Below are 23,088 nucleotides of genomic sequence, written 5' to 3' on the forward strand. Positions count from 1 at the left end.
GGAGTCTGTCAGGCGGCGCCGTCCGGAACCGGCGCGGGTCAGCGGGCGTGCGCCGAGGACAACCGGGCGAACCAGGCGACGGTCAGGGCCGTCCCGCCGGTGATCACGGCGAGTACGGTGAGGGCCGGCTCGATGCCGCTCCAGCCGCCGTACGGCCGGACGCCGGTCACCACGAGCGCGATCACTCCCGCGCCGGCCCCGAGCGCGGCCAGGAAGAAGGCGCCGACCCCACCGGTCGGTCGTTCCGTCGGCCGCAGCGACAGCAGCAGCACGGCCAGACCGGCCCAGGCGAAGGTCACCGTCATCGCCGCCAGGACATCGCTCGCCAGGTGCCAACCCGCGACCACGGTGGAGATGCCGATGAACACGATCGCGAACGAACCGAGCAGGGCGCCGAGCGCCCGGAGCCCGACCGGGGCGACCAGCAGGGCCGCCAGCACGATCGACACCACGACCGTCGTGTGCCCGCTGGGCAGGCTGTTGTGCGAGCCGTCGCCGAAGTTCGGCCGGTCGACCAGGAGCTTGATCAACTGGGTGGTGACGTTCGCGCCGCCGACGATCAGGATGGCGGCGCCGGCCGCGGCGAACCGGCGGCGGATCAGCGCGAGGACCACGCAGGCGGCCAGCGCGACCGCGACCGTGCCGGTCGAGATCGTGCCGAGCGCGGACAGCAGCGGCGCCAGGGCGTCCTGGCCGGTGTGCAGCGCCTCGGTCGCGTCGGCGTCGAGCTGCTGCCCGGACCGGCTGAGCACGGCGAACCGGATCAGCATGATCGTCCCGACGATGCCGATGATCATGGCGATCGCGGCGCCGCCGGCATAGCGGTTCCGGGTCGGGGCAGGAGCAGGCATGGCCATCGGCACGGTTCCGAGCTGTTGGGTGGTCACGCGTCAACGGTGCCACGAGGATTCCAAGGATCCAGGGGATCCGGCCGACCGGGGCCGGACTCGAGACCTCGGGCCGATCGGGCCTGAGACCGTGGGCGGATCGCGATCAGGCGCGCATCGCGGCGGCGACCTGCTCGTTCGTCATCGGCGGCACCTCGGAGGGATTGGCCGCCTCGGCGCGCAGGCCGTCGAGCTGGAGGTCGAAGTAGCGCCGCCAGGCCCGGGGAGCGACCTCGACCGTGGCGGCGATCACCCGCGAGGTGGCCCAGATCAGGCAGGCCAGGTCCTGCAGCGTGAAGTCGGCGCGCAGCACGCCGGCCCGCTGCGCCCGATCGATGATCTGCTGCACGCTCGCGTACCCGCGGTCGCAGGCCTCGGTCATCGCCGCCGCGGCCGGATAGCGCAGCGTCATCGCCTCGTTCAGGCCCCGGTCCTCGGCCTGGAGGTTGAAGGTGGCCAGCATGAAATCCCGGAACCCCGTCCACGGATCGGCCGCCGCGAGGGCCTCCTGGCCGGCGACCTCGAGGCCACGAAGCTTCTCCGGATAGATCGCGTCGAAGAAGGACTCGCGGGTCGGGAAGTGGTTGTACAGGGTGCCGATGCTGACCCCGCTGCGGCGGGCGATCTCCTCCAGCGGTGCGGCCAGTCCGCGCTCGGCGAAGAGTTGTGCGGCGGCGGTCAGCAGCTTCTCCCGGTTCGCGACGGCGTCGCGTCGTGGGGTACGGGTGCGGCCGGCCATGAGCCCAACGCTACTACTTGAGGCCAGCCTCAAGTTAAGCTACGGTCGATCCAAGAAATTGAGGATGTCCTCAACTTAATTCAGAGCAAGGAGAGTCATGACCATCGACCAAGCTGCCGAACCTGCTGCCGCCGCCGGATCCCGCGAGCCGCGGGGCACCGCCGTCGTGCTCGGCGTCGGGCCCGGCCTCGGCCTGTCGATCGCCCGCCGGTTCGGCCGCGGCGGCCACCCGGTCGCCGTCGTGTCCCGGTCCTCCGCGCGGCACGAGGACTACCTGAGCCGGCTCCGAGCCGACGGTACGACCGCGATCGCCGAGGCGGCCGACGTCCGTGACCGGGATCAGGTGGCGGACGTGCTCGCCCGGATCGAGCAGCAGCTCGGACCGGTCGAGGCGCTCTACTACGGTCCGGCCGGGATGGACCCGGCCGATTTCCCGGTACCGATCGAGGCGACCACGGGTGCTGCCCTGAACGCCACGTTCACGCTGGTCACGTCGGCCGCCGACGCCGTCGGTGCGGTGCTGCCGGGCATGCTCGAACGGGGTCGCGGCGTGATCCTGCTGCCGACCGGCCTGAGTGCGATCCGCCCGATGCCCGAGCTGGGCCATCTCGCGCCGATCGGCGCGGCGCTGCGGAACTACACGCTCACTCTGAACGCGGCGGTGGCCGACCGGGGCGTCTTCGCCGGATCGATCGTGATCGGCGGCGGGGTCCGCGGCGGCGACATCTACGCGGCGATGGCGAGCAACGCGGAGCAGTTGGCCGCGGTCGGGCTGGACGCCGACCAACTGGCCGCACGGTCGCTCGATCCGGACGCGATGGCCGATCAGATCTGGGATCTCACCGTGGCCCGCGACCGGGCCGAACTGGTGTTCTCGGTGCTCGACTGAGGCGCCCGGGCGGGCTCGGGGTCAGCCGAAGCTGGTGTCGAGGAAGTTGGCGCTGATGTACCCGAGCCAACGACCGTCCCGGCCGACCCGGAACCAGCCCGGCCCGCCGGTGCAGGCGAGCACGGTGTCGTCGGACAGCCGGTTGATGATCGGCGAGGTCGACCAGGGATCGGCCTGCACCGGTGTGTTGTCCCGGGTCGTCACGCAGGTGACTCCGGCCGAAGCCGTGGTGGGCACGGCGACCAGGCCGGCGGCCGCGATGGCGGTCGCGGCGCTGAGCCCCAGGGTGGTCCGCAGCTTGCTTGGCATGAGGGTGACTCCTTGCTGGTGAGCTTCGTGGGTCTCCTTTCCTGCCACCCAACCACGACGAGGGTCAGCCACCAGCTGGGCCGGCGGCTGCTCAGAGCCTGCGGGCGCGGGTCGCGACGAACCGGAAACTGTCCTGGACGGCCGGCTCGTAGTCGAAGTCGACCTCGTCGCCCTGGTGGAGTTCGCGGAAGCCCTCGGCCTCGATCGCGCTGTAGTGGACGAACGCGTCGAGGCCGGGCGGCAGCTCGGCGGAGGAGATCGCGCCCCAGCCCTTGTCGGACTTGTAGAACTTCACGGTGCCGCGTGCCATGAAGCCAGGCTAACGACGGCGCAGGGCGTACGGCAGCGTCCGCTCGGAGACCAGCCGCTGCCAGGCCCGGCCGTGTGGAACGGCCGGGTGCGGCGGCTTCCGCGATCCGGCGTGCATCAGAGCGGCGAACGCGGACACGCCGTCGATCAAGGTCTCCGGATCGGCACCGGCGCAGGCCGGGTGCTCGGCCCAGACCCGGGCCACGTCGATCTCGCCGCCGTCACCAAGATCAGCGCCGGACGCGACGACGTCGCAGAGCATGATCAACGGATCCAGCCACGGCGCCGCATGATCAGGATGGGCCCAGTCGACGAACCAGACGCCGTCCGGTCCGAGCAGCAGGTTGTCCGCCCGCAGGTCGACGTGGGCGCCGATCAGTGGCCCTGTCTCGGTCGCCGCAGTGACGAAGCGTTGCTCGCGGTCGGTCCAGTCCTGGGCGTGTTCGTGCCACGGATCGTCGGGGCTCTCGGCGATGGTCCGCCAGCCGGTGAACAGCGGCGCGATCAGGTTGTTGCGCGGCCAGTCGGGAATGGCACTCAGCGCTTCGCCGACCGGGAGCCAGGCGTCCAGCACTCGGTTCAGGTCCGCGGCGCGCCAGGGGTGCTGCGGCGGTTCGCCGGCGACGGCCGGATAGAGCAGGACGACCCAGTGATGATCATCGACCGCGACCGTTCCATGATCAAGAAGGCGCGGGATCGACGGCAGGTCCGGCAGCAGGGCGGAGGACTCCGCTTCCCGTCGGTAGAACCGTTCGCCGGCGGCGTTGAGGGTGGCGTCGAGCGCCTTGACGAAGACCCGGCGCCGTTCGCCGGTGACGACCGTGGCGAGGCCGGTGGACATCCCGCCGACCCGGTCCTCGACCTCCGAGACCGTACCCGAGCGGGCGGTGACCCAGGCTCGGACCTGTTCCGGCGCGTCCCGCCAGCCCAGCCGGCCGCCGTGCAGGTAGGTCGGTGCATCGCAGCAGTATCCAAGATCACGCCGACCCGGCGCATCCGTGTTTCGGGCGGGCGCCGTCAGCGCAGCAGATGCTTCTGGACCTTGCCGAGCGCGTTGCGGGGCAGGTCGGCCACGAACCGCACCTCCCGGGGGCGCTTGTGCCGGGCCAGTCGGGAACCGACGTGGCCGATCAGTTCGTCCGGGTCGCCGGCGCCGACCACGTACGCGACGATCCGCTGACCAAGATCATCGTCGGGCTCGCCGACCACGGCGACGTCGACCACCTCGGGGTGCTCGCGCAGGCAGGTCTCGATCTCGCCCGCCCCGATCCGGAACCCGCCGGACTTGATCAGATCGACCGACTCCCGGCCGACGATCCGGTGGAACCCGGCCGAGTCGATCACGGCCGCGTCGCCGGTGCGGACATAGCCGTCGTCGGTCAGCGTGCCCGCCGTCGCGTCCGGCCGGCCGAGGTAGCCGTCGAAGATCATCGGGCCGGCCACCTCGAGGCTGCCGATCGTCTCGCCGTCCCTGGGCAGTTCGCGGCCGGCGTCGTCGCGGAGCCGGGTCCGCACCCCGGGCAGCGGCAGCCCGACCCAGCCCGGGCGCCGCTCGCCGTCGGCCCGGGTGCTGATCGTGATCAAGGTCTCGCTCATCCCGTACCGCTCGACGGGCGCCGCTCCGGTCAGTTCGACGAGCCGGTGGAAGGTCTGGGTCGGCAACGGCGCACTGCCCGAGACCAGCAGCCTGGCCCGGGACAGCCGGCGGGCCAGGTCGGGCTGGGCGACGATCCGGGACCAGACCGTCGGCACCCCGAAGTAGAGGGTGCCCGCCGCGCTCGCGTACGCCTCGGGGGTGGGCCGCCCGGTGTGCACCAGCGGGCTGCCGATCCGCAGCGGCCCGAACAGGCCGAGCACCAGTCCGTGCACGTGATAGAGCGGCAGCCCGTGCACCAGGGTGTCGTCCGCGGTCCACTGCCAGGCCTCGGTCAACGCGTCGATCCCGGCCGCGAGGGCGGCGCCGGACAGGACCACGCCCTTCGGCGGACCGGTGGTGCCGGACGTATAGAGGATGAGCGCCGGGCCGGCCGGATCGGGCTCCGGCAACGGCCCTGGGTCGGACCCGGCCGAGACGGAGCGAACCGGCAGGCCGCCGGGATCCGGCGGGGTGGCGCCGAGCCAGGCGTCCGGTTCCGCATCCGTGAGTACGTGAGCCAACTCGCTCGCCCCGGCGTCGGGCGGGACCGGCACCGCCGTCGTACCGGCGAGGAGGCAGGCGACCATGGCGATCACGGTCTCCGGCGTCGGCACGGCGTGCAACGCGACCCGGCGGACGCCGGCCTCGCGCAACTCGCCCGCCGTCGCCGAGGCCCGGCGGAGCAGGTCGCGGCGGGTCAACTCGACCCCGGCGATCGTCAGCGCCGTCCGGTCCGGTCCGGTCAGCGACGGCAGCAGCGGGACGGCCCCGGGAGAACGCATGCGTCGAGGGTAGCGACCGCGTTCGGCCGTCAGGCCAGTGCGTAGCCGCCGTCGACGCCGATCACCTGACCGGTGATCCAGCCGCCGTGTTCGGCCAGGGCGACCACCCACGGCACCACGTCCTCGACCTCGCCGCGCCGGCGCAGCGGGATCAGCCGCCGTTCCTGGTCCTTGATCGCCACGATCTGGTCCGCGGACAGGCCCATCCGGGACAGGGCTTCGCTCTCCGTCGGCCCGGGTGCGATGGCGTTCACTCGGATGCCGTGGTCGGCGAGCTCGAGGGCCCAGCTTCGGGTCAGGTGCTCCAGTGCGGCCTTGCTGGCGCCGTACGCGCTGTGGCCCGGGGCCGGCTTGACGCCGTACGTGCTGGAGAGGTTGATGATCGATCCGCGGCTCTTGATCAGGTACGGCAGCGCGGCCTGGGCGAGCAGGATCGGGCCGAGCACGTTGGTGGCCCAGGTCCGCCGGGCCACCTCGGCCTCGATGTCGCCCAGGGCGCCGGGAGCGCCGATCCCCGCGTTGTTGATCACCAGGTCGATCCGGCCGAACCGGGCCGCGGCAGCCACGGTCGCTTCATGATCATCCGGATCGGCCACGTCGGCGACGTGGGTCCTGATCGCCGGGTGCAGGGCCGCCGTCTCGGCCAGGGCGTCCGGTCGCCGGCCGGTGATCAGGACGTCCAGTCCGGCCTCGGCCAGCGCCAGCGCGATGGCCCGGCCGATCCCGGAGCCACCGCCGGTGAGAAGTGCCGTCCGTCGGGCCGGGTCGTGGGCGGGAGGGGTCAGCTCGTTGTCGGTCATGATCGCGAGACTAGGATCGTGACACCGGTGTCAAGGTCAAGGAGATGTCTGATGAGGATCGGCGAACTGGCCCGCCGGACCGGTGTCAGTCGGCGGTCCCTGCGGTACTACGAGCAGCACGGCCTGCTCCACGCCCGGCGCGGCGGCAACGACTGGCGCGACTACGACGAGCCGGCGGTGGACCGGGTGCGGGCGATCGCGGAGCTGCTGGCGAGCGGCCTGACCCTGGACGGGGTCAAGGACCTGGTGCCGTGCCTGGAGGACCACGACCCGGAACGCTGCGAGGACACGGAGCTGCCGGCGCGGACGTACCGGGCGAGGCTGGCCGAGGTCGACGACCGGCTGGCGGCGCTGCAGGACACCAGGGAGCGGCTGACCCGGAAACTCACCGCCTTGTGAGTCTCGTGATCACCGTGATCCGATCAGCACCGTGGCCGGGTGTCCGTTGATCAAGATCTCCAGCGTCTCGGCCGCGAGCGGTCCGAGGGCGTCGGACCAGAGGTCGGCGCGACGGCGGGAACTGAGCAGGACCAGGCGGCCGTGCCGGGGATTCAGGACCCGGGCGAACTCGGCGGCCACGTCGGCGACGAAGCTCTCGTACGGGCCGTCCACATCCTCGTGCTCGCCCCACGGCGGATCGGTGACGATGACGTCCACGTCATGATCATCGATCATGGTCAGCCGCCGGGCATCGCCCTGGAACAGCCGCACACCGTCCCGCTTGCGGCGCAGCACGTCGGGCAGGTTCGGCCGCAGCTCGTCGAGCTGTTCGTCGACGTAGTCGATCCGGCGGGCCGGCTGCGCGAGCCGCGCCGCGACCAGCGCACCGGACCCGGCGAACGGGTCGAGGAAACGGTCCCGCCGGTCGGGCCGCGAGGCCGCCACCAGCATCGAGGACAGTTCCGGGGCCAGGGCTCCGGCCGCCACCTTCCGGCTGCGCTGCTTCGGCAGCCGGTACGCCAGCAGGAGTTCGCCGAGATCCTTCCGGCCGATCACCCAGTACTCGTCGCCGCCGCCGCGACTGCTCACCCGGCCGCGCACCTTCGACGACAGCGCCCGCTCCAGGTCGCTCCGCGCCGCGCGGTCGATCGCGGTCAGCTGACCGTCCAGCTGCGCCATCACCCGGAAGCCCTGCCGTCCGGCGGGATCCAGGTCGGCCTTCGGGACCTGCGCGGCCAGCTTCCGGATCGCCCCGATGATCTTGCCCCGCGGCACCTTGGCGATCACCCGGAAGGCGTTGTTGGCGAACGGCAACGCGTCGGCCGAGCGCAGCGGCCGGCCGGTCCGGACCAGGGCTGCGCTGTCGTCGGCGAACAGTTCCCGCGCGTCGGGCAGCACCTGCCGCAGCGCCTCGCCGGCCAGCGGTCCGGTCCCGGCCGCGTACTGGATCAGAAAGTCGGTGATCGCCCCGTCCTCCTCGCTCGGCGAACACCGGCGACCCTACTAGTTCCTCGACCGGCCGGCACGTGCACGGCAAGGTCGTCATCGAGCTCTAGGCCGGGACCCACGCGACGAGGGACGGCATCAACGCGGACCGGGTGGCGGCGTACGGAGCAGCCTCGCCACCCGCGGCAGCACCTCCTCGACCGGACCGCTCAGCCGGCACTCCATCGCGAGCCAGCCGTCGTAGCCGATGCCGGCCAGGGCCGCCAGCGTCTCGGGCCAGTCGTAGTGGCCGGCGCCGGGCTCCAGCCGATTGCTGTCGCCGAGCTGGACGTGCTTGATCAACGGGCCCGCGGCGCGGATCGAGGCGCCGACGTCGGCCTCCTCGATCGACATGTGGTACGTGTCCGCGATCACCGCCACGCCGGGTGAGTCGACCTCCTGGACCACCGAAACGGCATCGGCCAGCGTGTTGATCACGAAGTCCTCGTACCGGTTCAGCGGCTCCAGGTAGAGGGTCGCCCCGGCCGCCGCGGCATGATCACCGAGCTCGCGCAACGCCTCCACGAGCAGCTTGCGGGAGTCCGCGTCCGAGCGGGGCGGGGTGAACGGCGGCAACCGCTTGGAGAACAGCCCGTACGCGTGCGGCGACACGATCCCGGTGCCGCCGGCGACGACGATGGTCGACAGCAACTGCTTCACCTGGTCGATCGCGTCCCGCCGCCGGTCATGATCGAAATCTCCGATGAAGTGGTCCATGTGCACCACTGCCGTCGGCATGATCACGCCGGCGTCCCGGGCCCGGGCCAGCTCGTCGGCCCGGCCGGCGAAGATCCCGTCGCCCTGACCGGACAGCTCGATCCCGTCGAAGCCGACCGAGCGGACGAAGGCGTACTTCTCCTCCAACGTCTCGCCCGGCAGGGTGCCTTCGGCGGCGGCCAGTTTGATGCTCATGCGTGCTCCTTCGCGTTGTCGATCTCGAGGATGACCTGGAGGGCCTGCTCGGGATGCTCGTCGAGCAGCCGGAACGCCTCCGCGGCCCGGTCGAACGGCCAGGTGTGGGTGATCAACTCGGTCAGCCGGAGCCGGCCCGAGACGCCGAGCTCGATCGCGGTCCGGGACAACCGCTCGAAGTCCCAGCGCCCTTGCAGGGAAGGTGAAACGCCGGAGATCTGCGAGCAGATCAAGGAGACCCGGTTGTGGTGGAACTCCTCGCCGAGCCGAAGCCCCGCGCCCTCGCCCTGCATGAACCCGGCGACGCACACCCGCGCGTTGTAGGCCACGGTCCGGATCGCTTCGTGCAGCGCCGGGTAGTGCCCGCTCACCTCGAGGCAGACATCGGCACCCCGGCCGTCGGTCAGCTCCCGCACCCGTTCCGCGACCGGTTCGTCGTCCGGATCCAGCGCGATCTCCGCCCCCAGCTCCAGCGCCCGGGCCCGCCGGTCCGCGATCTTGTCCACGACGATCACCCGGCCTCCGTTCAACCGGGCCAGCTGGGCGGCGATCTGGCCGGGCACGCCGGCGCCGAAGATCACCACCGTCTCGCCGATGTGGATGTCGGCGTCCAGCACCAGGTTGAGGCCGATCGCGCCGATCTGGGAGAAGATGCCGAGGCGCGGATCGGCGCCCGGCGGCAGCAGCTTGCGGCGGACCTTCTCGGCCGGCTGTACGGTGTGCGTCCGGTGGCCCCAGGTGCCCCAGCTGATGTCGCCGACCGTGACCCCCTCCGCCGCCGGCCCCGTCTCGACCACGACGCCGACCTCCTCGTACCCCCAGCCGTTGACCGGGAAGGTCAGGCTGGTGTCGCCGGGCCGGAACAGCCTGACCCCGGAATCCCAGTACCGGTTGAGATACGGGTTGGTGCCGCGATAAGCGGTGAGCTCGGTGCCGGCCGAGATGCCGGTGTAGAGGGTCCGCAGCCGGACCTCCTCCGGCCCGACCGGCCGCTCCTCGTCGGCGACGACCTCGGCCACGCGGGGCTCGACGAAACTGACCATGGATGCCACGGGCATGCTCCTCACAAAGGGGGTGGTACGAGTGATCAACCCTTGATCGCTCCGGACAGGAAGCCCTGCGTGACCTGGCGCTGCAGGGCGAGGAAGACGATCAGGACCGGCAGGATCGTGATCAAGGTCCCGGCCGCGAGCGGACCGATGTCCAGCGATCGGCCGCCGGTGAACATGTAGAGGCCGGTGGTCAGCGGGCGGTAGCGGCCGCTGGGCAGGTAGAGCAGCGGCACCAGGAAGTTGTTCCAGTTGGCCAGGAAGGTGAACACGGTCAGCGCTCCCAGGCCCGGCCGGACCAGCGGCAACAGCACCCGTACGAAGATCTGCGCCTCCGAGCAGCCGTCCACCCGGGCCGACTGCTCCAGCTCGTCCGGCAGGTCGGTGAAGAACGCGCGCATGAAGAAGGTGCCGAAGGCGATCCCGGTCATCGTCAGCACCAGGACGGCGCCGATCAAGGTGTCCAGCAGGCCCATCGACCGGAGCTGGAAGTACAACGGGATCATGTAGGTGAAGAACGGCACCAGCAGCCCCAGCACCACCGAGTAGAACATGATCGACCGGCCGGGAAAGGGCAGCCGCGCGAACGCGTAGCCCGCCACCGTGGAGATGATCACCACCAGCGCCGTGCTCGGTACGGTGAGCAGGATGCTGTCGACCAGGTAGCGACTGAACTCGCCCTGGGTCCAGGCCGTGATCAGGTTCTCGAACGAGAACGAGCTGAACAGGTCGAACGGCCGGGCTCGTACGTCGGCCTCGGACTTGAAGGTGGTGGAGACCACCATGATCACCGGGAACAGCGTGAACACGGCCAGCACCACCAGGACCAGGTGCCGGGCCACCAGTCCGCCGGTGGTCCGGGCATTGCGCCGGCGCAGCACCCGCGGCGGATCGGCGACCAGCGGGGCCTGCTCGGTGAGTGAGGTCTGGACCGACATCAGGCCCCCGTTCCCTGCAGGGACAGTCGCCGCTGCAGTCGATTCAGTCCGACTGCGAAGGGGATCGACAGCACGGTGATCAACAACGCCAGCGCGGTGCCGTAGCCGATCCGGTTCAGCTGGAAGGCGTTCTTGTACGCATAGGTCCCGAGCACGTTGGTGGCGTCGGCCGGGCCGCCGCCGGTCATGATGAAGATGATGTCGAAGACGCTGAAGCCGCCGACCAGGATCAGGGTCAGCACCATCAGCAGCACCGGCATCACCTGCGGCAGGATCACGTGCAGCAGCCGGTCGAACGGACCGGCCCCGTCGATCCGGGACGCGTCGACCAGTTCGGTGTCCACGTTGCGCAACGCCGACAGGACGACCATGATCACGAACCCGCAGGTGGCCCAGATCGCCGTCACCAACACCGCGTAGAGGGCGGTGTTCGGATCACCCAGCCAGCCCCGTTGCAAGGCGCCGAGCCCGATCAGGTCCAGGGCGCGGTTCAGCCAGCCGCTGACCGGGTCGTAGATCCAGCCCCAGACGATCCCGATCGCGATGCCGGGCAGCACGTACGGGAGGAAGAAGATCAGCCGGTAGACCACGCTGCCCGACCGGACCGTCCAGACCAGCAGCGCCACCACGAGTCCGATCACCATCGGCGCTGCCGTACCGATGACGATCCAGATCGCGTTCCGGCCCAGCGCCCGCCAGACCTCGGGGTCGCCGAACAGCTCGCTGAAGTTGGCGGCGCCGACGAACGGCGGCGTGGGATCGAGGCCGTCGAAGTCGACCACGGAGAAGTAGAGCGCACTGATCATCGGGAACAGGAAGAAGATGATCACCAGCGCCATCACCGGCAGCACCAGAATCAGCCCGAGCCGGGCCTGGGCTCGCCGGGTGACCCGGGGGAGGTGGCTCAGCGCGGCCATCGGCTCAGTTCCCGTCCTTGGCGGCGGCGTCCTGCATCCGCCCGGCCGTCTCGGCCGCGGTCGTCTGACCGGTCAGGACGCCCTGGATGCCCTTCCACATGGCGTTGTTGAACTGATCGCCGGTCAGGACGTCGATGTTGTAGCCGAAGTCACCGGTGCCCTCGGCGATCTTGGCCGCGTCGTCGAGGATCTGGGTGAACAGCGGGCTGGCCTTGATCCCGGCGGTGTCCACCGGATAGGCCGGGATGTCCTGCAGGTTCTCGACCGCCCAGCGGCCGTGCTCCGGCGTCTGCAGGTAGTCCAGCAAGGCGATCGCCGCCTCGGCCTTGGTCGTACCGGCCGAGACGAAGGTGCCCGAGCCGAGCCCGCCGCTGAAGATCCCGCGCCCGTTCGGCGCCGGGAACGGGATGAAGCCGACCTCGAACTTGGCGTTGCGTTCGATGTCCAGGGCCAGCCAGCTCCCGGTCGGGTTGATCGCCGCCTTGCCGGAGTAGAACAGCGCGTTGGCGTTGTCGTACGTCACGGCCGCCGGCGAGGGAGTCAGCAGCCCGGCCTGGCCGAACCGCTCCCAGACCGCGAGCGCCTCGATCACCTCCGGCGAGTCCCAGGGCCGCCCGCCGGTGAGCAGGGCGTCCATGCCGGCGGAGCCGACCTGGCTGGACAGCGTCATGCTCAGCAGATGCCCGCCCTGCCAGCCCTCCTTGTCGCTGACGGCCAGCGGGATGATCTTGTTGTCGGCGAGCGTGCGCGCCGCGGCCTCGAGGTCGGCCAGGCTGCCCGGCTCGGCCAGGCCGAACTTCGCGAACAGGTCCTTGTTGTAGAACAGCCCGACCTGCTCGATCTGGCTGGGAACGCCGACGATCTTGCCGTCGAAGGTGACGCGTTGCTTGGCGAACTCGAAGATCGGCCACTTCCGTTCCGCGTAGGCGGCGGTGAGGTCGTAGAGCAGACCGGCCTCGGCCAGCGCGCCGGCGAACCCGGGCCCGGTGTCGTAGCCGAAGACGTCCGGCCCCTGGCCGGAGCGCAGCTGCGTCTGCAGCACCGTCCGCACGGTGTCGGACGGAATGACGTCCAACGCGACCGTGATCCCCGGCCGGGCTGCTTCGAACTTCTTCAGATCCGCCCGGATCAGGTCGAGATCCGCCGAGTCCTCGGGCTGGCCGATCATGTAGCGGATCTCCTGCTGGGCTGAGGTCTCCTGCTGCGTCGGCCCGCCGCCCGGCGCCGGCCCGGTACAGCCCGTGGCGAGCGCCAACGTGGTCAGACCTGCGGCCGAGAGCAGGGTCCTGCGGTGGATCGGGACCTTCGGCTTCATCGTGACTCCTGTGTCCTGGTGAAACTTCTAGCGTTAGAATCTAACGTTAGAATCCGCCGGAGACCCTAGGATGTCAAGACCCGTACCGTCGATGTCTCGAGGACGCCCATGTCAGCCACCGAGCGGTCTTCCCGCGAACTGGACCGGCCCAGACCGGCCCGGATCAAGGACGTCGCGGCCCTGGCCGGCGTGTCCCTGAAGACCGTGACGAACGTGGTCCACGAACGGTCGAACGTCCGCGACTCCACCCGGGCCCGGGTGCTGGCCGCGATCGAGGAGCTCGACTACCGGCCGTCCCTGGCCGGGCGACAGCTGCAGAGCGGCCGCAGCACCATGATCACGCTGGCCCTGCCCCGGATCGACGAGCCCTATCTGGGGGCGCTGGCGCACGCGATGATCGCCGCCGCGTCACCGCGCGGCTACACCGTCGTGATGGACGAGACCGCCGGTGTGCCGGAGCGGGAGGAGCAGGCGGCGGCCGGCTATCCCGGTCACGGCATCGACGGCGTGATCTTCAGCCCGTTCGCGATCGATCAGGAGGCGATGGCCGCGATGAGTCGGCGGACGCCGATGGTGCTGCTCGCGGCGCCGCTGCCGGGCAGCAACGCCGACTACGTCGCGATCGACAACCACGCGTCTGCCGGCGAGGTGGTCGACCATCTGCAGCAGTCCGGCCGGCGCAAGATCGGCTACGTCGGTCGTACTCCGAACCGGCCCACTGCCGTCGGCGAGATGCGGATGGTCGGCGTCCGCGACCGACTGGCCGCGCACGGGCTGGAGCTGGAGGACCGGCGGGTGATCGACACCGGCCGGTTCACCCGCGAGATGGGAGAGCAGACGATCCGCGAGGCGGGCGAGGACCTGCTCGGCTGCGACGCGATCGTGTGCTGCAGCGATCTGCTGGCGATCGGAGTGATCCGCGGGCTGAAGCGGGCCGGCGTGAAGGTGCCGGAGGACATCGCCGTCGTCGGCTGGGACAACATCATCGACACCGAGTACGTCAGCCCGACCGTCACCTCGGTGGCGCCGGACCTGGAGGCGCTGGCCGAGCGGACCATCGATGCCCTGCTGGAACGGATCGAGGGGAACCGGGAGCCGGGCCGCAGCTACGTCGTCCCACACCGGCTGATGATCAGAGAGTCGACCGGCTAGCCGACCGACCGGCCGAACTCGACCAGGCCCCAGCCCAGGCAGCCGAAGGCGATCAGGCCGACGACCGAGCGGACGTGGTTCCAGGCGAGCCAGGTCGACTCGCGGAACGCCGCCCGTACGGCCGCGAGATCGGCGATCCGGTCCGGAGCACCGGCCTCCTTGAGACCGTTGTTCAACGGAAGGTGTACGGCCACCGTGATCACGAACGTCGCCAGGTAGAGCACGAACGCGGCCACGATCCAGGGCAGCGCGGCCCGGTGCTCGGAACCGAGCTGGAGCAGACCGGCCAGGCCGGTGAAGATCAGCGCGCCGAGGAAGCCGAGCAGCAGGAACGCCGGGGTCACCAGCGCCGCGTCTAGGCGCTGGAAGCCGGCGACGAACGTCCGGTCGTCGGCGCCGCGGAGCCCGGGCATGATCACCGCCGAGTAGGTGATGAACAGCGAGGCCATGAAGCCGGTGGACAGCGTGGCCGCGACCAGCGCGACGCCCTGCAACACGGTGAACATGACGCTCAGTCAACCGCCCGGCCGACCGTCCTGCCATCCCTGTGGCGCTTGGAGCCATGTCCGAGCGTCTCGCATCAGCCCTTGACGGCGCCGAGCACGATGCCCTTGACGAAGTAGCGCTGCAGGAACGGGTAGGCGAGCAGGATCGGCAGCGTGGAGAAGATGATCGTCGCGGCCCTGATGTTGTCGGCCGAGACGACGAGCTTCTGCAGGTCGTTGTTCGGTGCGGTGGTACTGCCCATGCCGAGCATGCTCTGGTCGATGATGATCGAGCGGAGGACGACCTGGAGCGGGAAGTTGGCGCTGTCGGTGAGGAAGAACAAGCCGGTGAAGAAGTCGTTCCAGTGCGCGACCCCGTAGAACAGCCCGATCGTCGCCAGCACCGGCTTGGACAGCGGCAGGACCACGTGCCAGAGCACCCGAAGATCACCGGCTCCGTCGATCCTGGCCGACTCCTCCAACTCCCGCGGCAGGCTCCAGAAGAAGTTCCGCATCAAGATCAGATTGAACGGCGAGACCAGACCGGAGACGACCAGCACCCAGATGTTGTCGATCAGCCCGAGGCTCTTCAACAGCAGATAGGTCGGGATCAGCCCGGCGCCGAACAACATCGGTACGATCACGATCCACATCAGCAGCCGGTAGCCGGGCAGCGTCGTCTTCGACAATCCGTACGCCGCCGTGGTGGTGAGCAGCAGGTTCAACGCGGTGCCGACCACGGTCGCGAACACGGTCACGCCGAGCGAGCGCATCAGCACCGGGGTCTCGAAGATGTAGCCGTACGCCTCCATCGTGAAGTCGTCAGGCAGCAGCATCAACGGGTTGGCCGCGATGGCGGCGCTGCCGCTGAGCGAGCGGGCCAGGATGTTGATCATGGGCAGCAAGGTGACCAGGCCGAGCAGAACCAGAATCAGGTAGATGATCCCGTTGGCCCACCAGGGATTCCGGTCCAGCGACGGGACCCGCCGGCGGCCCCGTTCGCCGCTGAGGTCCGCTCCGCCGGGAAGGTTCTGGGATGGGTCCGCGTGCGGACCGACGGTGGTCACCATACCGATCGTTGCCCCATCTTCTTCAGCACCTGGTTGGCCGAGACGATCATGATCAGGCCGATCACGCCCTTGAACAGCCCGACCGCGGTGGCCAGCTCGAACTGGGCGTCCAGCAGGCCGACCCGGTAGACGTAGGTGTCGATGATGTCGCCGACCTCGAGCACGGCGCCGTTGTAGAGCTGGAACACCTGATCGAAACCTGCGTCCAAGAGGTTGCCCAGCGAGAGCACCAGCAGAACGGCCATCACCGGCCGCAGCCCGGGCAGTGTGACGTGCCAAATCTGCCGCAGCTTCCCGGCGCCGTCGACCCGCGCGGCCTCGTACAGCTGGGGATCGATGCCGGACAGGGCGGCCAGGTAGATGATCGCGCCCCAACCGAACTCCTTGAGGATCCCGGTCAGCACCAGCACCGAGCGGAACGTGTCCGGATTGGTCAGGAAATTGATCCGCTCACCGCCGGCCTCGACGATCAAGGTGTTGAGGATCCCGGTCGGCCCGAGCAGGTTCACCACGATGCCCGCGAACACCACCCAGGAAAGGAAATGCGGGAAGTACGTGACCGTCTGCACGCCCCGCTTGAACCAGACCCGGCGCACCTCGTTGAGCAGCAGCGCGAAGATGATCGGCACCGGGAAGCCGAACACGATCCGGTAGACGCTGATCAACAAGGTGTTCCGGATCAGCTGCGGGAACTTCTCCGACCCGAACAGGGTCTGGAAGTGCTCGAATCCCACCCACGGGCTCTTCCACATCCCGGCGAAGACCTTGAAGTCCTTGAACGCGATCTGGAGGCCAACCATCGGTGCGTACGCGAAGATCACGAAGTAGACGATGGTCGGCAAGATCAACAGGTAGATCCACCGGTGCCGCCAGATCCGCCGCGCCGTCGTCGCGGTCGCGGCGGTCATGAGTTCGTGTAGTCCGGTCGCGACTTGTCGGTCTGCAGCTGGTTGACCTCGTCGATGATCTTGTTCCCGCCGGCGGCTTTCCACTTCTCGACGGCGGTGGTCCAGTCCGTTCGACTGAGGTCGTGGTTGATGATGCAGCTCTCGGTGACCTTCTGCAGGTAGTCCTGGGTCAACCGCGTGCCGTCCGCGGCCTCGGTGGGGGACAGCACCGTCGGATTGCGGAAGTCGGGGTACTCGGTGCCGATGTAGGCCTCGAACTTGCCGCGGATGTAGTCGAACTTGTCGTCCAGCTTTGCGGACGCGTAGCTCAGCCCCAGTTGCTCCCAGTCCAGCTTCTCCGAGAACGGCCCGATGAAACTGAGTGGCTCGAGCTGCGGCGTCTGGAAGGCCGTCTCCCGATCGGTGTCCTGGATCGGTGCCTTCTTGCCGTCGACCACCGTGTACGTCTTGCCCTCGATCCCGTACCGGCGGAAGTCGGAGCCCTCCGTCAGGGTCCATTCCAGGAAGTCGAAGAAGGCCTCCGGATCGGCCATCTTGGCCGAGATGTAGAACCCGCGGTCGATCGGGAAGACCGGCCGGCTGCCGGCGCCTTCGCCGAGCGGGTCGAGGACCCCGACGGTGCCCTTCGGCGCGGCCTTCTTCAGGTTGGCAACGAGGTCCGGGAAGACGGCCCAGTTCTCGATCGCGAAGACCGCCTTGTTGGCCTTGAACTTGTTGGTGGAGAGGTTGGGCTCCTTGTTCACGCCGTAGTCCGGATCGAGCAGGCCCTTGCGGTGCAGGTCCTGCAGCCAGAAGTAAAGGTCGACCTCGCGCTCCTTGACGAACCACGGATCGAGCTGGTTCGGATCACCCTGGCTCGGCTCCCAGCCGCTCTTGGAGACGCCGAACGAGGTGGCCAGTTCCTTGGTGTGCCACTCGTAGCCCATCGTGAACGGGATGTGGTCGGGGTAGGCCTTCTTGACCGCGGCGAGAGTGTCGACGAACTGCTCCAGCGTGGTCGGCTCATCGATCCCGGCGGACTCGAGCAGGTCGGTCCTGGCGAACATGAAGAACGGGACCTGGGGCCAGATCAGGTTCGGCACGAAGTAGGTCGCGCCCTCGGCGTCCTTGATCCGGGCCCAGATGGACTCGGGTACCGCGGCCTTGACCGCCGGATGCTTCTCCAGTTGTTCGTCGATGGCGAGGAACGCGCCCTCGGCCTGCGCCTCCGCCCAGACTCCTGAGCTCGGGCCGGGCGCCCACAGCACGTCGGGCAGGTCGCCCGAGGCGAGAATGGTGTTGATCTTGGTGTTGTAGTCGATCACCGGGATGATCTGTACGTCGACGGATACCCCGGCCTGGCGCTCCAGTTCCAGTTCGTACGGGCCGTCCTTGGTGTAGGTGGCGGGCCCCCAGGTCGGCCGGAGATAGCTGAAGGTGAGACCGGATGGCCCTTGTTGATCACTGTCACCGCTGCTGCTGCAGCCGACCGTCACCGTGGCGAGCGCGGCGCCCGTCGCGCCGGCCAGGAGACGTCGCCGGGAAATGGGTCGCATGGGCCCTCCTAGGCTTTGGACACGCGAGCAGCGGGGAAAGTCGGCCACTCCGTCGTGTCGCCGGGACTGCTGAATGTGAATCAACCTAGGAATTAACGTGTTAATGTGTCAATACCTCGGTCCAATCTTGACCGGCAGGAGAGGGTTAATGCGGTGAATGCTGCATCTCGCGAGGGGACCGGATCAGACCGAGAGCGGTCGCTCCCGGCGTACGAGCGGGTCAAGAACGCCTTGCGGGAGGCCATTTCCAGGGGCGACCACGCGCCCGATGTCCCGTTCGTGACCGAGCGACAGGTACGGGAGCGGTTCGGCGTCAGCGCCACCACCGCCGTCCGGGCGCTGAACGACCTCGTCGCCGAGGGCATCGTGGTCCGCAAGCAAGGCAAGGGGACCTTCGTCGCGGAACGGCCGGCCGTCCAGGCGGGCTCGGAATCGGGCGCGCGCTCCGGGCTCCGTACCGTCGCCTGCATCCTGCAGCAAGGGGTCGGTTCGCACTCGGCCCAGTTGTTGGACGGGGTCGAGACCACGCTGTCGGCGCTCGGTTACCGGCTCTACCTCAGCTATTGCAACGACGACCCGGACCGCGAGCGGGCCGCGCTGCTGGACGCACTCGAGGTGCGGCCGAGCGGCATCGTGATCTATCCGGGTGACAGCGACGCGAACCTCTCGGTCTATCAACAGGTGCGTGACAGCGGGATCCCGTTGGTGCTGGTCGACCGCTATCACCCGTCGGTGGCGACCGATGCCGTGCTCGCCGACGACGTCGCGATCGGTCACCAGGTCACGACGGCGTTGATCGAGCGCGGGCACAAGCGGATCGCGACGCTGTGGTCCGAGACCGGCTGCACCAGCGTCCGGGAGCGGCTGTCCGGGCACCTGCAGGCGTTGCGCGAGCACGGGCTGCCGGTGCGGCCGGAACTGACCGTGCTGCGCCGCTATTCCGGCACCGACACGCTGGAACGGCTGCTCGGCGGACCCGAGCCGCCGACCGTGCTGATGTGCGGCAACGGCTATGTGCTGGCCCGGGTGGTCGAGGACCTGGTGGCGCTCGGGATCGATGCGCCGGACCGGGTCGACCTGGCCGGGATGGACTCGTCCGGTCCGTTCGACATCCTGCCGATTACGGCGGTGGCCGCAGTCCTGCCGTCGCGGCGGATCGGGGTCGAGGCGGCCGAACTGCTACATCGCCGGATCGGCGACGGTGAGCCCGGCGCAGAGGTCGAGCACTGCATCGTGCCGGTGACGATCCGGACCAGGGACGGGGCGCCCGGCCACCTGAGGGTGGTCGCCAAGGGTTGACCGACCCGATGAGAGGAGTCTCATCGCCGGAATCCGTGCTGTCCGGCCCGGATTTGTCAGGATGGTCGAATGGAACCCGTCCGCGACCACCGGCTCGGCGCGCCCAAGCACCCGCGCGGCTGGTCGGTCCGGTTCCGGATCCTCACCGCGGTGCTGATGACGACCGCCCTCGGCATGATGGCCGCCGGCCTGACCTCGTACGCGATCAGCCGGCAGGGCGTGTACGACGGCGTCCGGGATGCCCTGCGCCAGGAGGTCAACGAGTTCTTCGAAGCCAGCAACGAGGCGCTGAATGGGCCCGGTGGAGCCAATATCACCACCGTCGATGCGCTGCTCCGGGCGACCATCAAGGCGACCTACCCGGACGAGAACGAGGCCGTCCTCGGGCTGGTCAACGGCAAGCTGGAGCTGCACCCGAACAAGGAGTCGGAGCTGCAGACCCTGGTGCAGGGCGATCCTGAGGTGATCGCCAAAGCGGCCCAGGTTCGGCCGGGCGGCGAGATCGTGATGCAGCACGTCAGCAACGCACGGAACCGCAACCTCGCCTTCGTCTCCGTCACCGCGCAGTTGCCGGGGTCCGACGATGTCGGCCACTACGTCGCCGCGGTCGACGTGGACAAGGCCTTCGTGCCCCTGGACAGCACCTACCGCACCTATGCGCTGGTCTGCGTCGTCGCGTTGATCTTGGTCGGCCTGGTCGGCTTCGTGGTCTCCGGCAAGCTGCTGGCTCCGCTGCGGACCCTGCGGCAGACCGCCCAGGAGATCGGCGAGGGCAACCTGTCCGGCCGGATCCCCGAAGATCAACTCACCAGCGGCGACGAGATCGCCGACCTCGGTCACACCATGAACGCGATGCTGGACCGGCTGTCCACCTCGTTCGACGAACAGCGCAACCTGCTCGACGACGCCGGGCACGAGCTGCGGACGCCGATCACCATCGTGCAGGGGCATCTGGAGCTGCTCGATCAGCGCAACCCGACCGAGGTGGCCGAGACCGTTGACCTGTCGCTTGACGAGCTGGCCCGGATGCGCCGGATCGTCGAGGACCTGATGATCTTGGCCAAGTCGCGCCGGCCCGACTTCGTCCGGCCCGGTCCGGTGGACGTCGACGACCTGCTCGGATCCGTGCTGGACAAGGTGAAGCCGCTGGCCGACCGGCGCTGGCGGATCGACCGTACCGTGCACGCGGTGATCGAACTCGACCAGCAGCGGATCACCCAGGCCCTGGTCCAGCTGGTGTCCAACGCGGTACGGCACTCGACGGACGACGCCGTGATCGCGCTCGGTGCCGAGGTGATGCCGGACCCCGACCACCCGACCGGTCAGCGGCTCCGGCTGAGCGTCCGCGACGAGGGTGCCGGGATCGCCCCCGAAGATCATCAGCGGATCTTCGAACGGTTCGCCCGGTCCGGCACCGCCCACGAAGCTGATCATGCCTCCGGGCACCCGGAGGGCTCCGGCCTCGGGCTGGCCATCGTCGACGCGATCGCCACCGCCCACCGCGGCCAGGTACTGCTGCACAGCCGGCCCGGCCGCGGCTCGACCTTCACCCTTGATCTACCGGTGATCACCGACGATTCCCGTACCGAAGAACTCGAGGTGCCGGACGACCGGCACCCCCTGCCGACGGAACAGGAGAGCCCATGGCCGCGATCTTGATCGCCGAGGACGAATCCCGGATCGCCTCGTTCGTGGAGAAGGGGCTGCGCGCCGCCGGCCACACCACCACCGTCGCGGCCACCGGGCCGGAGGCGCTGGAGCTGGCGCTGAGTGATCAGTTCGAGTTGCTGGTGCTGGACATCGGGCTGCCCGGGCTGGACGGGTTCGCCGTGCTGGAACGGCTGCGCGGACAGGGCTTCACGCTGCCGGTGATCATCCTGACCGCGCGCGACTCGGTGACCGACACCGTGGCCGGGCTGGACAGCGGCGCCGACGACTACATGGCCAAGCCGTTCCGGATCGAGGAGTTGCTGGCCCGGGTCCGGATCCGGTTGCGGCAGACCTCGAGCGAGCAGCCGACCGCCCTCTCCCACGGCGACCTGGCGCTCGACCTGCACACCCGGCTGGCCCGCGTCGGAGACCGTACCGTCGAATTGTCGGCGCGCGAGTTCTCGCTGCTGGAGACGCTGCTCCGCAATCCCGGACAGGTGATGACCCGGGAGCAACTGCTCTCCCGGGTCTGGGGCTACGACTTCGACCCCGGCTCCAACGTCGTCGACGTCTACATCCGCTACCTGCGCAACAAGATCGGCGCCCACCGCATCCTCACTGTGCGCGGCGCCGGCTACCGCCTGGTCTCCTGACTGCCGCACGACTTGGGTGAAATTCGGCCGCGACTACCCGGCGAAAACTCACCCGAAACGTGAAACGTGCCCTGAGTCTGTCGAAGGGCCAGGCCACAGGCTCGCAGGGAGCGCTGATGCGGGATTGGCCTGGCCCTCCGACGAACTCAGGGCACGGCGTTGCGGGCTTAGGGTCAGCCGGCGGAGGTGGGGGAGGCGGGCGAGACGGCCGAGTTCGCGGACGGCGGAGTCTGCGTGGTCCGCGGCGACTGGGCGCTCTGCGCGGTCTGGGCGGACGCCGCCGTCTGCGTGGTCTGTGCGCTCTTCGGCGTGGCGCTGGTCTGCGGAGTGGGCGGAGTCACGGCAGACTTCGGGCTGACCGGGGTCTTCGCGGTCTGCGGCGGGGTCGGCTTGCCGGTGTCCTCACCGGGGCTGGGCTTGGCGGTCGGGTCCGCCGTCGGATCGGCGGCGTGCGCCACATAGCCGGAGCCGGCCAGCGGCTCCTGCGAGAGGGCGGGCAGGCCGAAGGCCGCGACGGGGGCGAGGACGAACGCTGCCGCGCCGCCGGTGATGATCCACTTGGTCCTGTTCTGCATGGTTCTACCAAACTAGCCAGCGATGAGAAGGCGAGGAAGTGAGGATGAGAGCTCTATCATCCGGGCGGCGGGTCGGAGCGGCGCGATGAGTCCGCTCTCGATCGTGCCGGGCGCGCCGGAGTCGCCGGTGATCGTGCATCTGCCGCATGCGGCGACGGAGATCCCGGCGGACGTACGGACCGGGCTGCTGCTCGACGACGACGCGTTGGCGGCCGAACTGGCGGCGATGACCGATGCGGGCACCGACCAGGTGGGCCGGCTGGCGGCGGGCCTGGCCGCGGCCCGGCCCTGGCTCGCGGTCAACCGGTACTCCCGGCTGGTGGTCGATCCGGAACGGTTCCCGGACGAACGGGAGGAGATGGCGGCCGCCGGGATGGGGGCGGTCTACGCCAAGACCTCGGACCGCCGGCCGCTCCGGGCCGCCGACGGGGGCGGCCACGAGGACCTGCTGGCCCGTTTCTACCGGCCGTACGCCGAGGGGATGGCCGACCTGGTCGACGCGCGGCTGGTCGAGGCCGGCCGGGCGATCGTGATCGACCTGCACTCCTACCCGCGGGACCCGCTGCCGTACGAACTCCACCCGGACCGCCGCCGCCCGATGACCTGCATCGGCACCGACGACTTCCACACTCCGGACAAGCTCCGCGACGCCGCCGTCGCCGCGTTCTCGCCGCTCGGCGCGGTGGTGACCGACGAGCCGTTCGCCGGGTGCTACGTGCCGCTGCGGCAGTACCGCAAGACGCTCCGGGTCACCGCGGTGATGATCGAACTGCGCCGGGACGGCTGCGACACCGTCGCCGGGGTACGTCGTCGCGCGGAGACCCTGGCCGGCCTGATCGACACCCTGGCCTGAG

The 23,088-nt window shown here is 69.6% G+C and carries 25 protein-coding genes; 7 read left to right on the forward strand and 18 right to left on the reverse strand.

The annotated features are described in order from the left end of the window. Positions 1-38 precede the first annotated feature (38 nt). The gene (locus tag ACFQU4_RS23890) at positions 39-887 is read right to left on the reverse strand and encodes a phosphatase PAP2 family protein (protein ID WP_377496718.1); all 849 of its coding nucleotides are present in this window, start codon (positions 885-887) and stop codon (positions 39-41) included. Between the two features lie 106 nt (positions 888-993). Continuing rightward, positions 994-1,626 carry a TetR/AcrR family transcriptional regulator gene (locus tag ACFQU4_RS23895; RefSeq protein ID WP_377496721.1) on the reverse strand — a complete coding sequence of 211 codons (633 nt, stop codon included), beginning with the start codon at positions 1,624-1,626 and terminating at the stop codon, positions 994-996. Positions 1,627-1,723: 97 nt separating this feature from the next. Here ACFQU4_RS23895 and ACFQU4_RS23900 point away from each other — a divergent pair, with 97 nt between their 5' ends. Then, positions 1,724-2,515 carry an SDR family NAD(P)-dependent oxidoreductase gene (locus ACFQU4_RS23900; RefSeq protein ID WP_377496723.1) on the forward strand — a complete coding sequence of 264 codons (792 nt, stop codon included), beginning with the start codon at positions 1,724-1,726 and terminating at the stop codon, positions 2,513-2,515. A 21-nt stretch (positions 2,516-2,536) separates the two neighbouring features. Here ACFQU4_RS23900 and ACFQU4_RS23905 read toward each other — a convergent pair whose 3' ends face one another. From ACFQU4_RS23905 to ACFQU4_RS23925, 5 genes are all read right to left on the reverse strand, one after another. Continuing rightward, on the reverse strand, positions 2,537-2,824 hold the full coding sequence (locus ACFQU4_RS23905; protein WP_377496725.1) for a hypothetical protein: 288 nt from the start codon (positions 2,822-2,824) through the stop codon (positions 2,537-2,539). A gap of 91 nt (positions 2,825-2,915) precedes the next feature. After that, positions 2,916-3,134 (reverse strand): cold-shock protein, encoded by a 219-nt coding sequence (locus tag ACFQU4_RS23910; protein ID WP_377496727.1) that lies wholly within the window; start codon positions 3,132-3,134, stop codon positions 2,916-2,918. A 9-nt stretch (positions 3,135-3,143) separates the two neighbouring features. After that, on the reverse strand, positions 3,144-3,974 hold the full coding sequence (locus ACFQU4_RS23915) for a hypothetical protein (protein WP_377496729.1): 831 nt from the start codon (positions 3,972-3,974) through the stop codon (positions 3,144-3,146). A gap of 176 nt (positions 3,975-4,150) precedes the next feature. Next, positions 4,151-5,551: an acyl-CoA synthetase gene (locus ACFQU4_RS23920; protein WP_377496731.1), complete on the reverse strand. Its 1,401-nt coding sequence runs from the start codon at positions 5,549-5,551 to the stop codon at positions 4,151-4,153. Positions 5,552-5,580: 29 nt separating this feature from the next. After that, positions 5,581-6,351 carry an SDR family NAD(P)-dependent oxidoreductase gene (locus ACFQU4_RS23925; RefSeq protein WP_377496733.1) on the reverse strand — a complete coding sequence of 257 codons (771 nt, stop codon included), beginning with the start codon at positions 6,349-6,351 and terminating at the stop codon, positions 5,581-5,583. Positions 6,352-6,402: 51 nt separating this feature from the next. Between ACFQU4_RS23925 and ACFQU4_RS23930 the strand changes: the two genes are divergently transcribed. After that, positions 6,403-6,750, forward strand: a complete 348-nt coding sequence (locus tag ACFQU4_RS23930) for a MerR family transcriptional regulator (RefSeq protein WP_377496735.1) — start codon at positions 6,403-6,405, stop codon at positions 6,748-6,750. 9 nt (positions 6,751-6,759) lie between these two features. Here the strand turns inward: ACFQU4_RS23930 and ACFQU4_RS23935 are convergent, their stop codons facing one another. From ACFQU4_RS23935 to ACFQU4_RS23960, 6 genes are all read right to left on the reverse strand, one after another. Further along, positions 6,760-7,689 (reverse strand): TRM11 family SAM-dependent methyltransferase, encoded by a 930-nt coding sequence (locus tag ACFQU4_RS23935; protein WP_377496737.1) that lies wholly within the window; start codon positions 7,687-7,689, stop codon positions 6,760-6,762. Positions 7,690-7,875: 186 nt separating this feature from the next. Then, positions 7,876-8,688, reverse strand: a complete 813-nt coding sequence (locus ACFQU4_RS23940) for a sugar phosphate isomerase/epimerase family protein (protein ID WP_377496739.1) — start codon at positions 8,686-8,688, stop codon at positions 7,876-7,878. Further along, complete coding sequence (locus ACFQU4_RS23945; protein WP_377496949.1) at positions 8,685-9,731, reverse strand: zinc-binding alcohol dehydrogenase; 1,047 nt, start codon at positions 9,729-9,731, stop codon at positions 8,685-8,687. Before ACFQU4_RS23945 ends, ACFQU4_RS23940 begins: the two co-directional genes overlap by 4 nt. A 44-nt stretch (positions 9,732-9,775) precedes the next feature. Next, on the reverse strand, positions 9,776-10,675 hold the full coding sequence (locus ACFQU4_RS23950; RefSeq protein WP_377496741.1) for a carbohydrate ABC transporter permease: 900 nt from the start codon (positions 10,673-10,675) through the stop codon (positions 9,776-9,778). After that, entirely contained in the window at positions 10,675-11,592 is a 918-nt protein-coding gene (locus ACFQU4_RS23955; protein WP_377496743.1) for a carbohydrate ABC transporter permease, read from the reverse strand. Before ACFQU4_RS23955 ends, ACFQU4_RS23950 begins: the two co-directional genes overlap by 1 nt. A 4-nt stretch (positions 11,593-11,596) precedes the next feature. Further along, positions 11,597-12,907, reverse strand: coding sequence for an ABC transporter substrate-binding protein (locus ACFQU4_RS23960; RefSeq protein WP_377496745.1), 1,311 nt, complete (start codon positions 12,905-12,907; stop codon positions 11,597-11,599). A gap of 108 nt (positions 12,908-13,015) precedes the next feature. On the opposite strand from ACFQU4_RS23960, the gene ACFQU4_RS23965 reads away from it, so the two are divergent. Continuing rightward, a complete protein-coding gene (locus ACFQU4_RS23965) occupies positions 13,016-14,059 on the forward strand; it encodes a LacI family DNA-binding transcriptional regulator (protein WP_377496748.1) in 1,044 nt (347 codons plus the stop codon). On the opposite strand, the gene ACFQU4_RS23970 is transcribed toward ACFQU4_RS23965, so the two are convergent. The 4 genes from ACFQU4_RS23970 to ACFQU4_RS23985 all read right to left on the reverse strand — a co-directional run bounded on the left by ACFQU4_RS23970 (position 14,056) and on the right by ACFQU4_RS23985 (position 18,057). Beyond that, on the reverse strand, positions 14,056-14,565 hold the full coding sequence (locus ACFQU4_RS23970; protein WP_377496750.1) for a DUF1772 domain-containing protein: 510 nt from the start codon (positions 14,563-14,565) through the stop codon (positions 14,056-14,058). The two genes, ACFQU4_RS23965 and ACFQU4_RS23970, sit on opposite strands and share 4 nt — an antisense overlap. A 74-nt stretch (positions 14,566-14,639) precedes the next feature. Next, positions 14,640-15,614: a carbohydrate ABC transporter permease gene (locus ACFQU4_RS23975; protein ID WP_377496752.1), complete on the reverse strand. Its 975-nt coding sequence runs from the start codon at positions 15,612-15,614 to the stop codon at positions 14,640-14,642. Then, positions 15,608-16,522, reverse strand: a complete 915-nt coding sequence (locus ACFQU4_RS23980) for an ABC transporter permease (protein ID WP_377496754.1) — start codon at positions 16,520-16,522, stop codon at positions 15,608-15,610. The genes ACFQU4_RS23975 and ACFQU4_RS23980 overlap by 7 nt, the downstream gene beginning before the upstream one ends. Next, on the reverse strand, positions 16,519-18,057 hold the full coding sequence (locus ACFQU4_RS23985) for an extracellular solute-binding protein (protein WP_377496756.1): 1,539 nt from the start codon (positions 18,055-18,057) through the stop codon (positions 16,519-16,521). Before ACFQU4_RS23985 ends, ACFQU4_RS23980 begins: the two co-directional genes overlap by 4 nt. 153 nt (positions 18,058-18,210) lie before the next feature. On the opposite strand from ACFQU4_RS23985, the gene ACFQU4_RS23990 reads away from it, so the two are divergent. The 3 genes from ACFQU4_RS23990 to ACFQU4_RS24000 all read left to right on the forward strand — a co-directional run bounded on the left by ACFQU4_RS23990 (position 18,211) and on the right by ACFQU4_RS24000 (position 21,659). Then, positions 18,211-19,356, forward strand: a complete 1,146-nt coding sequence (locus tag ACFQU4_RS23990; protein ID WP_377496758.1) for a GntR family transcriptional regulator — start codon at positions 18,211-18,213, stop codon at positions 19,354-19,356. Positions 19,357-19,425: 69 nt separating this feature from the next. Continuing rightward, a complete protein-coding gene (locus ACFQU4_RS23995) occupies positions 19,426-21,015 on the forward strand; it encodes a sensor histidine kinase (protein WP_377496760.1) in 1,590 nt (529 codons plus the stop codon). Next, positions 21,000-21,659 (forward strand): response regulator transcription factor, encoded by a 660-nt coding sequence (locus ACFQU4_RS24000; protein ID WP_377496762.1) that lies wholly within the window; start codon positions 21,000-21,002, stop codon positions 21,657-21,659. Before ACFQU4_RS23995 ends, ACFQU4_RS24000 begins: the two co-directional genes overlap by 16 nt. Positions 21,660-21,832: 173 nt before the next feature. On the opposite strand, the gene ACFQU4_RS24005 is transcribed toward ACFQU4_RS24000, so the two are convergent. Beyond that, positions 21,833-22,234 carry a hypothetical protein gene (locus ACFQU4_RS24005; protein ID WP_377496764.1) on the reverse strand — a complete coding sequence of 134 codons (402 nt, stop codon included), beginning with the start codon at positions 22,232-22,234 and terminating at the stop codon, positions 21,833-21,835. A gap of 85 nt (positions 22,235-22,319) precedes the next feature. Between ACFQU4_RS24005 and ACFQU4_RS24010 the strand changes: the two genes are divergently transcribed. Beyond that, positions 22,320-23,087, forward strand: a complete 768-nt coding sequence (locus tag ACFQU4_RS24010) for an N-formylglutamate amidohydrolase (protein WP_377496766.1) — start codon at positions 22,320-22,322, stop codon at positions 23,085-23,087. Position 23,088: the final 1 nt, after the last annotated feature.

The organism is Microlunatus sp. GCM10028923 (genome assembly GCF_042666975.1).
Taxonomy (GTDB): Bacteria; Actinomycetota; Actinomycetes; order Propionibacteriales; family Propionibacteriaceae; genus Microlunatus.

What these genes read in the sequence shown, in the direction of transcription:
- ACFQU4_RS23895 (WP_377496721.1), bottom strand. Translation starts at nt 1,626, where the DNA reads ATGGCCGGCCGCACCCGTACCCCACGACGCGACGCCGTCGCGAACCGG.
- ACFQU4_RS23900 (WP_377496723.1), top strand. Translation starts at nt 1,724, where the DNA reads ATGACCATCGACCAAGCTGCCGAACCTGCTGCCGCCGCCGGATCCCGC.
- ACFQU4_RS23905 (WP_377496725.1), bottom strand. Translation starts at nt 2,824, where the DNA reads ATGCCAAGCAAGCTGCGGACCACCCTGGGGCTCAGCGCCGCGACCGCC.
- ACFQU4_RS23910 (WP_377496727.1), bottom strand. Translation starts at nt 3,134, where the DNA reads ATGGCACGCGGCACCGTGAAGTTCTACAAGTCCGACAAGGGCTGGGGC.
- ACFQU4_RS23915 (WP_377496729.1), bottom strand. Translation starts at nt 3,974, where the DNA reads ATGTCCACCGGCCTCGCCACGGTCGTCACCGGCGAACGGCGCCGGGTC.
- ACFQU4_RS23920 (WP_377496731.1), bottom strand. Translation starts at nt 5,551, where the DNA reads ATGCGTTCTCCCGGGGCCGTCCCGCTGCTGCCGTCGCTGACCGGACCG.
- ACFQU4_RS23925 (WP_377496733.1), bottom strand. Translation starts at nt 6,351, where the DNA reads ATGACCGACAACGAGCTGACCCCTCCCGCCCACGACCCGGCCCGACGG.
- ACFQU4_RS23930 (WP_377496735.1), top strand. Translation starts at nt 6,403, where the DNA reads ATGAGGATCGGCGAACTGGCCCGCCGGACCGGTGTCAGTCGGCGGTCC.
- ACFQU4_RS23940 (WP_377496739.1), bottom strand. Translation starts at nt 8,688, where the DNA reads ATGAGCATCAAACTGGCCGCCGCCGAAGGCACCCTGCCGGGCGAGACG.
- ACFQU4_RS23945 (WP_377496949.1), bottom strand. Translation starts at nt 9,731, where the DNA reads ATGGTCAGTTTCGTCGAGCCCCGCGTGGCCGAGGTCGTCGCCGACGAG.
- ACFQU4_RS23950 (WP_377496741.1), bottom strand. Translation starts at nt 10,675, where the DNA reads ATGTCGGTCCAGACCTCACTCACCGAGCAGGCCCCGCTGGTCGCCGAT.
- ACFQU4_RS23955 (WP_377496743.1), bottom strand. Translation starts at nt 11,592, where the DNA reads ATGGCCGCGCTGAGCCACCTCCCCCGGGTCACCCGGCGAGCCCAGGCC.
- ACFQU4_RS23960 (WP_377496745.1), bottom strand. Translation starts at nt 12,907, where the DNA reads ATGAAGCCGAAGGTCCCGATCCACCGCAGGACCCTGCTCTCGGCCGCA.
- ACFQU4_RS23965 (WP_377496748.1), top strand. Translation starts at nt 13,016, where the DNA reads ATGTCAGCCACCGAGCGGTCTTCCCGCGAACTGGACCGGCCCAGACCG.
- ACFQU4_RS23970 (WP_377496750.1), bottom strand. Translation starts at nt 14,565, where the DNA reads ATGTTCACCGTGTTGCAGGGCGTCGCGCTGGTCGCGGCCACGCTGTCC.
- ACFQU4_RS23975 (WP_377496752.1), bottom strand. Translation starts at nt 15,614, where the DNA reads ATGGTGACCACCGTCGGTCCGCACGCGGACCCATCCCAGAACCTTCCC.
- ACFQU4_RS23980 (WP_377496754.1), bottom strand. Translation starts at nt 16,522, where the DNA reads ATGACCGCCGCGACCGCGACGACGGCGCGGCGGATCTGGCGGCACCGG.
- ACFQU4_RS23985 (WP_377496756.1), bottom strand. Translation starts at nt 18,057, where the DNA reads ATGCGACCCATTTCCCGGCGACGTCTCCTGGCCGGCGCGACGGGCGCC.
- ACFQU4_RS23995 (WP_377496760.1), top strand. Translation starts at nt 19,426, where the DNA reads ATGGAACCCGTCCGCGACCACCGGCTCGGCGCGCCCAAGCACCCGCGC.
- ACFQU4_RS24000 (WP_377496762.1), top strand. Translation starts at nt 21,000, where the DNA reads ATGGCCGCGATCTTGATCGCCGAGGACGAATCCCGGATCGCCTCGTTC.
- ACFQU4_RS24005 (WP_377496764.1), bottom strand. Translation starts at nt 22,234, where the DNA reads ATGCAGAACAGGACCAAGTGGATCATCACCGGCGGCGCGGCAGCGTTC.
- ACFQU4_RS24010 (WP_377496766.1), top strand. Translation starts at nt 22,320, where the DNA reads ATGAGTCCGCTCTCGATCGTGCCGGGCGCGCCGGAGTCGCCGGTGATC.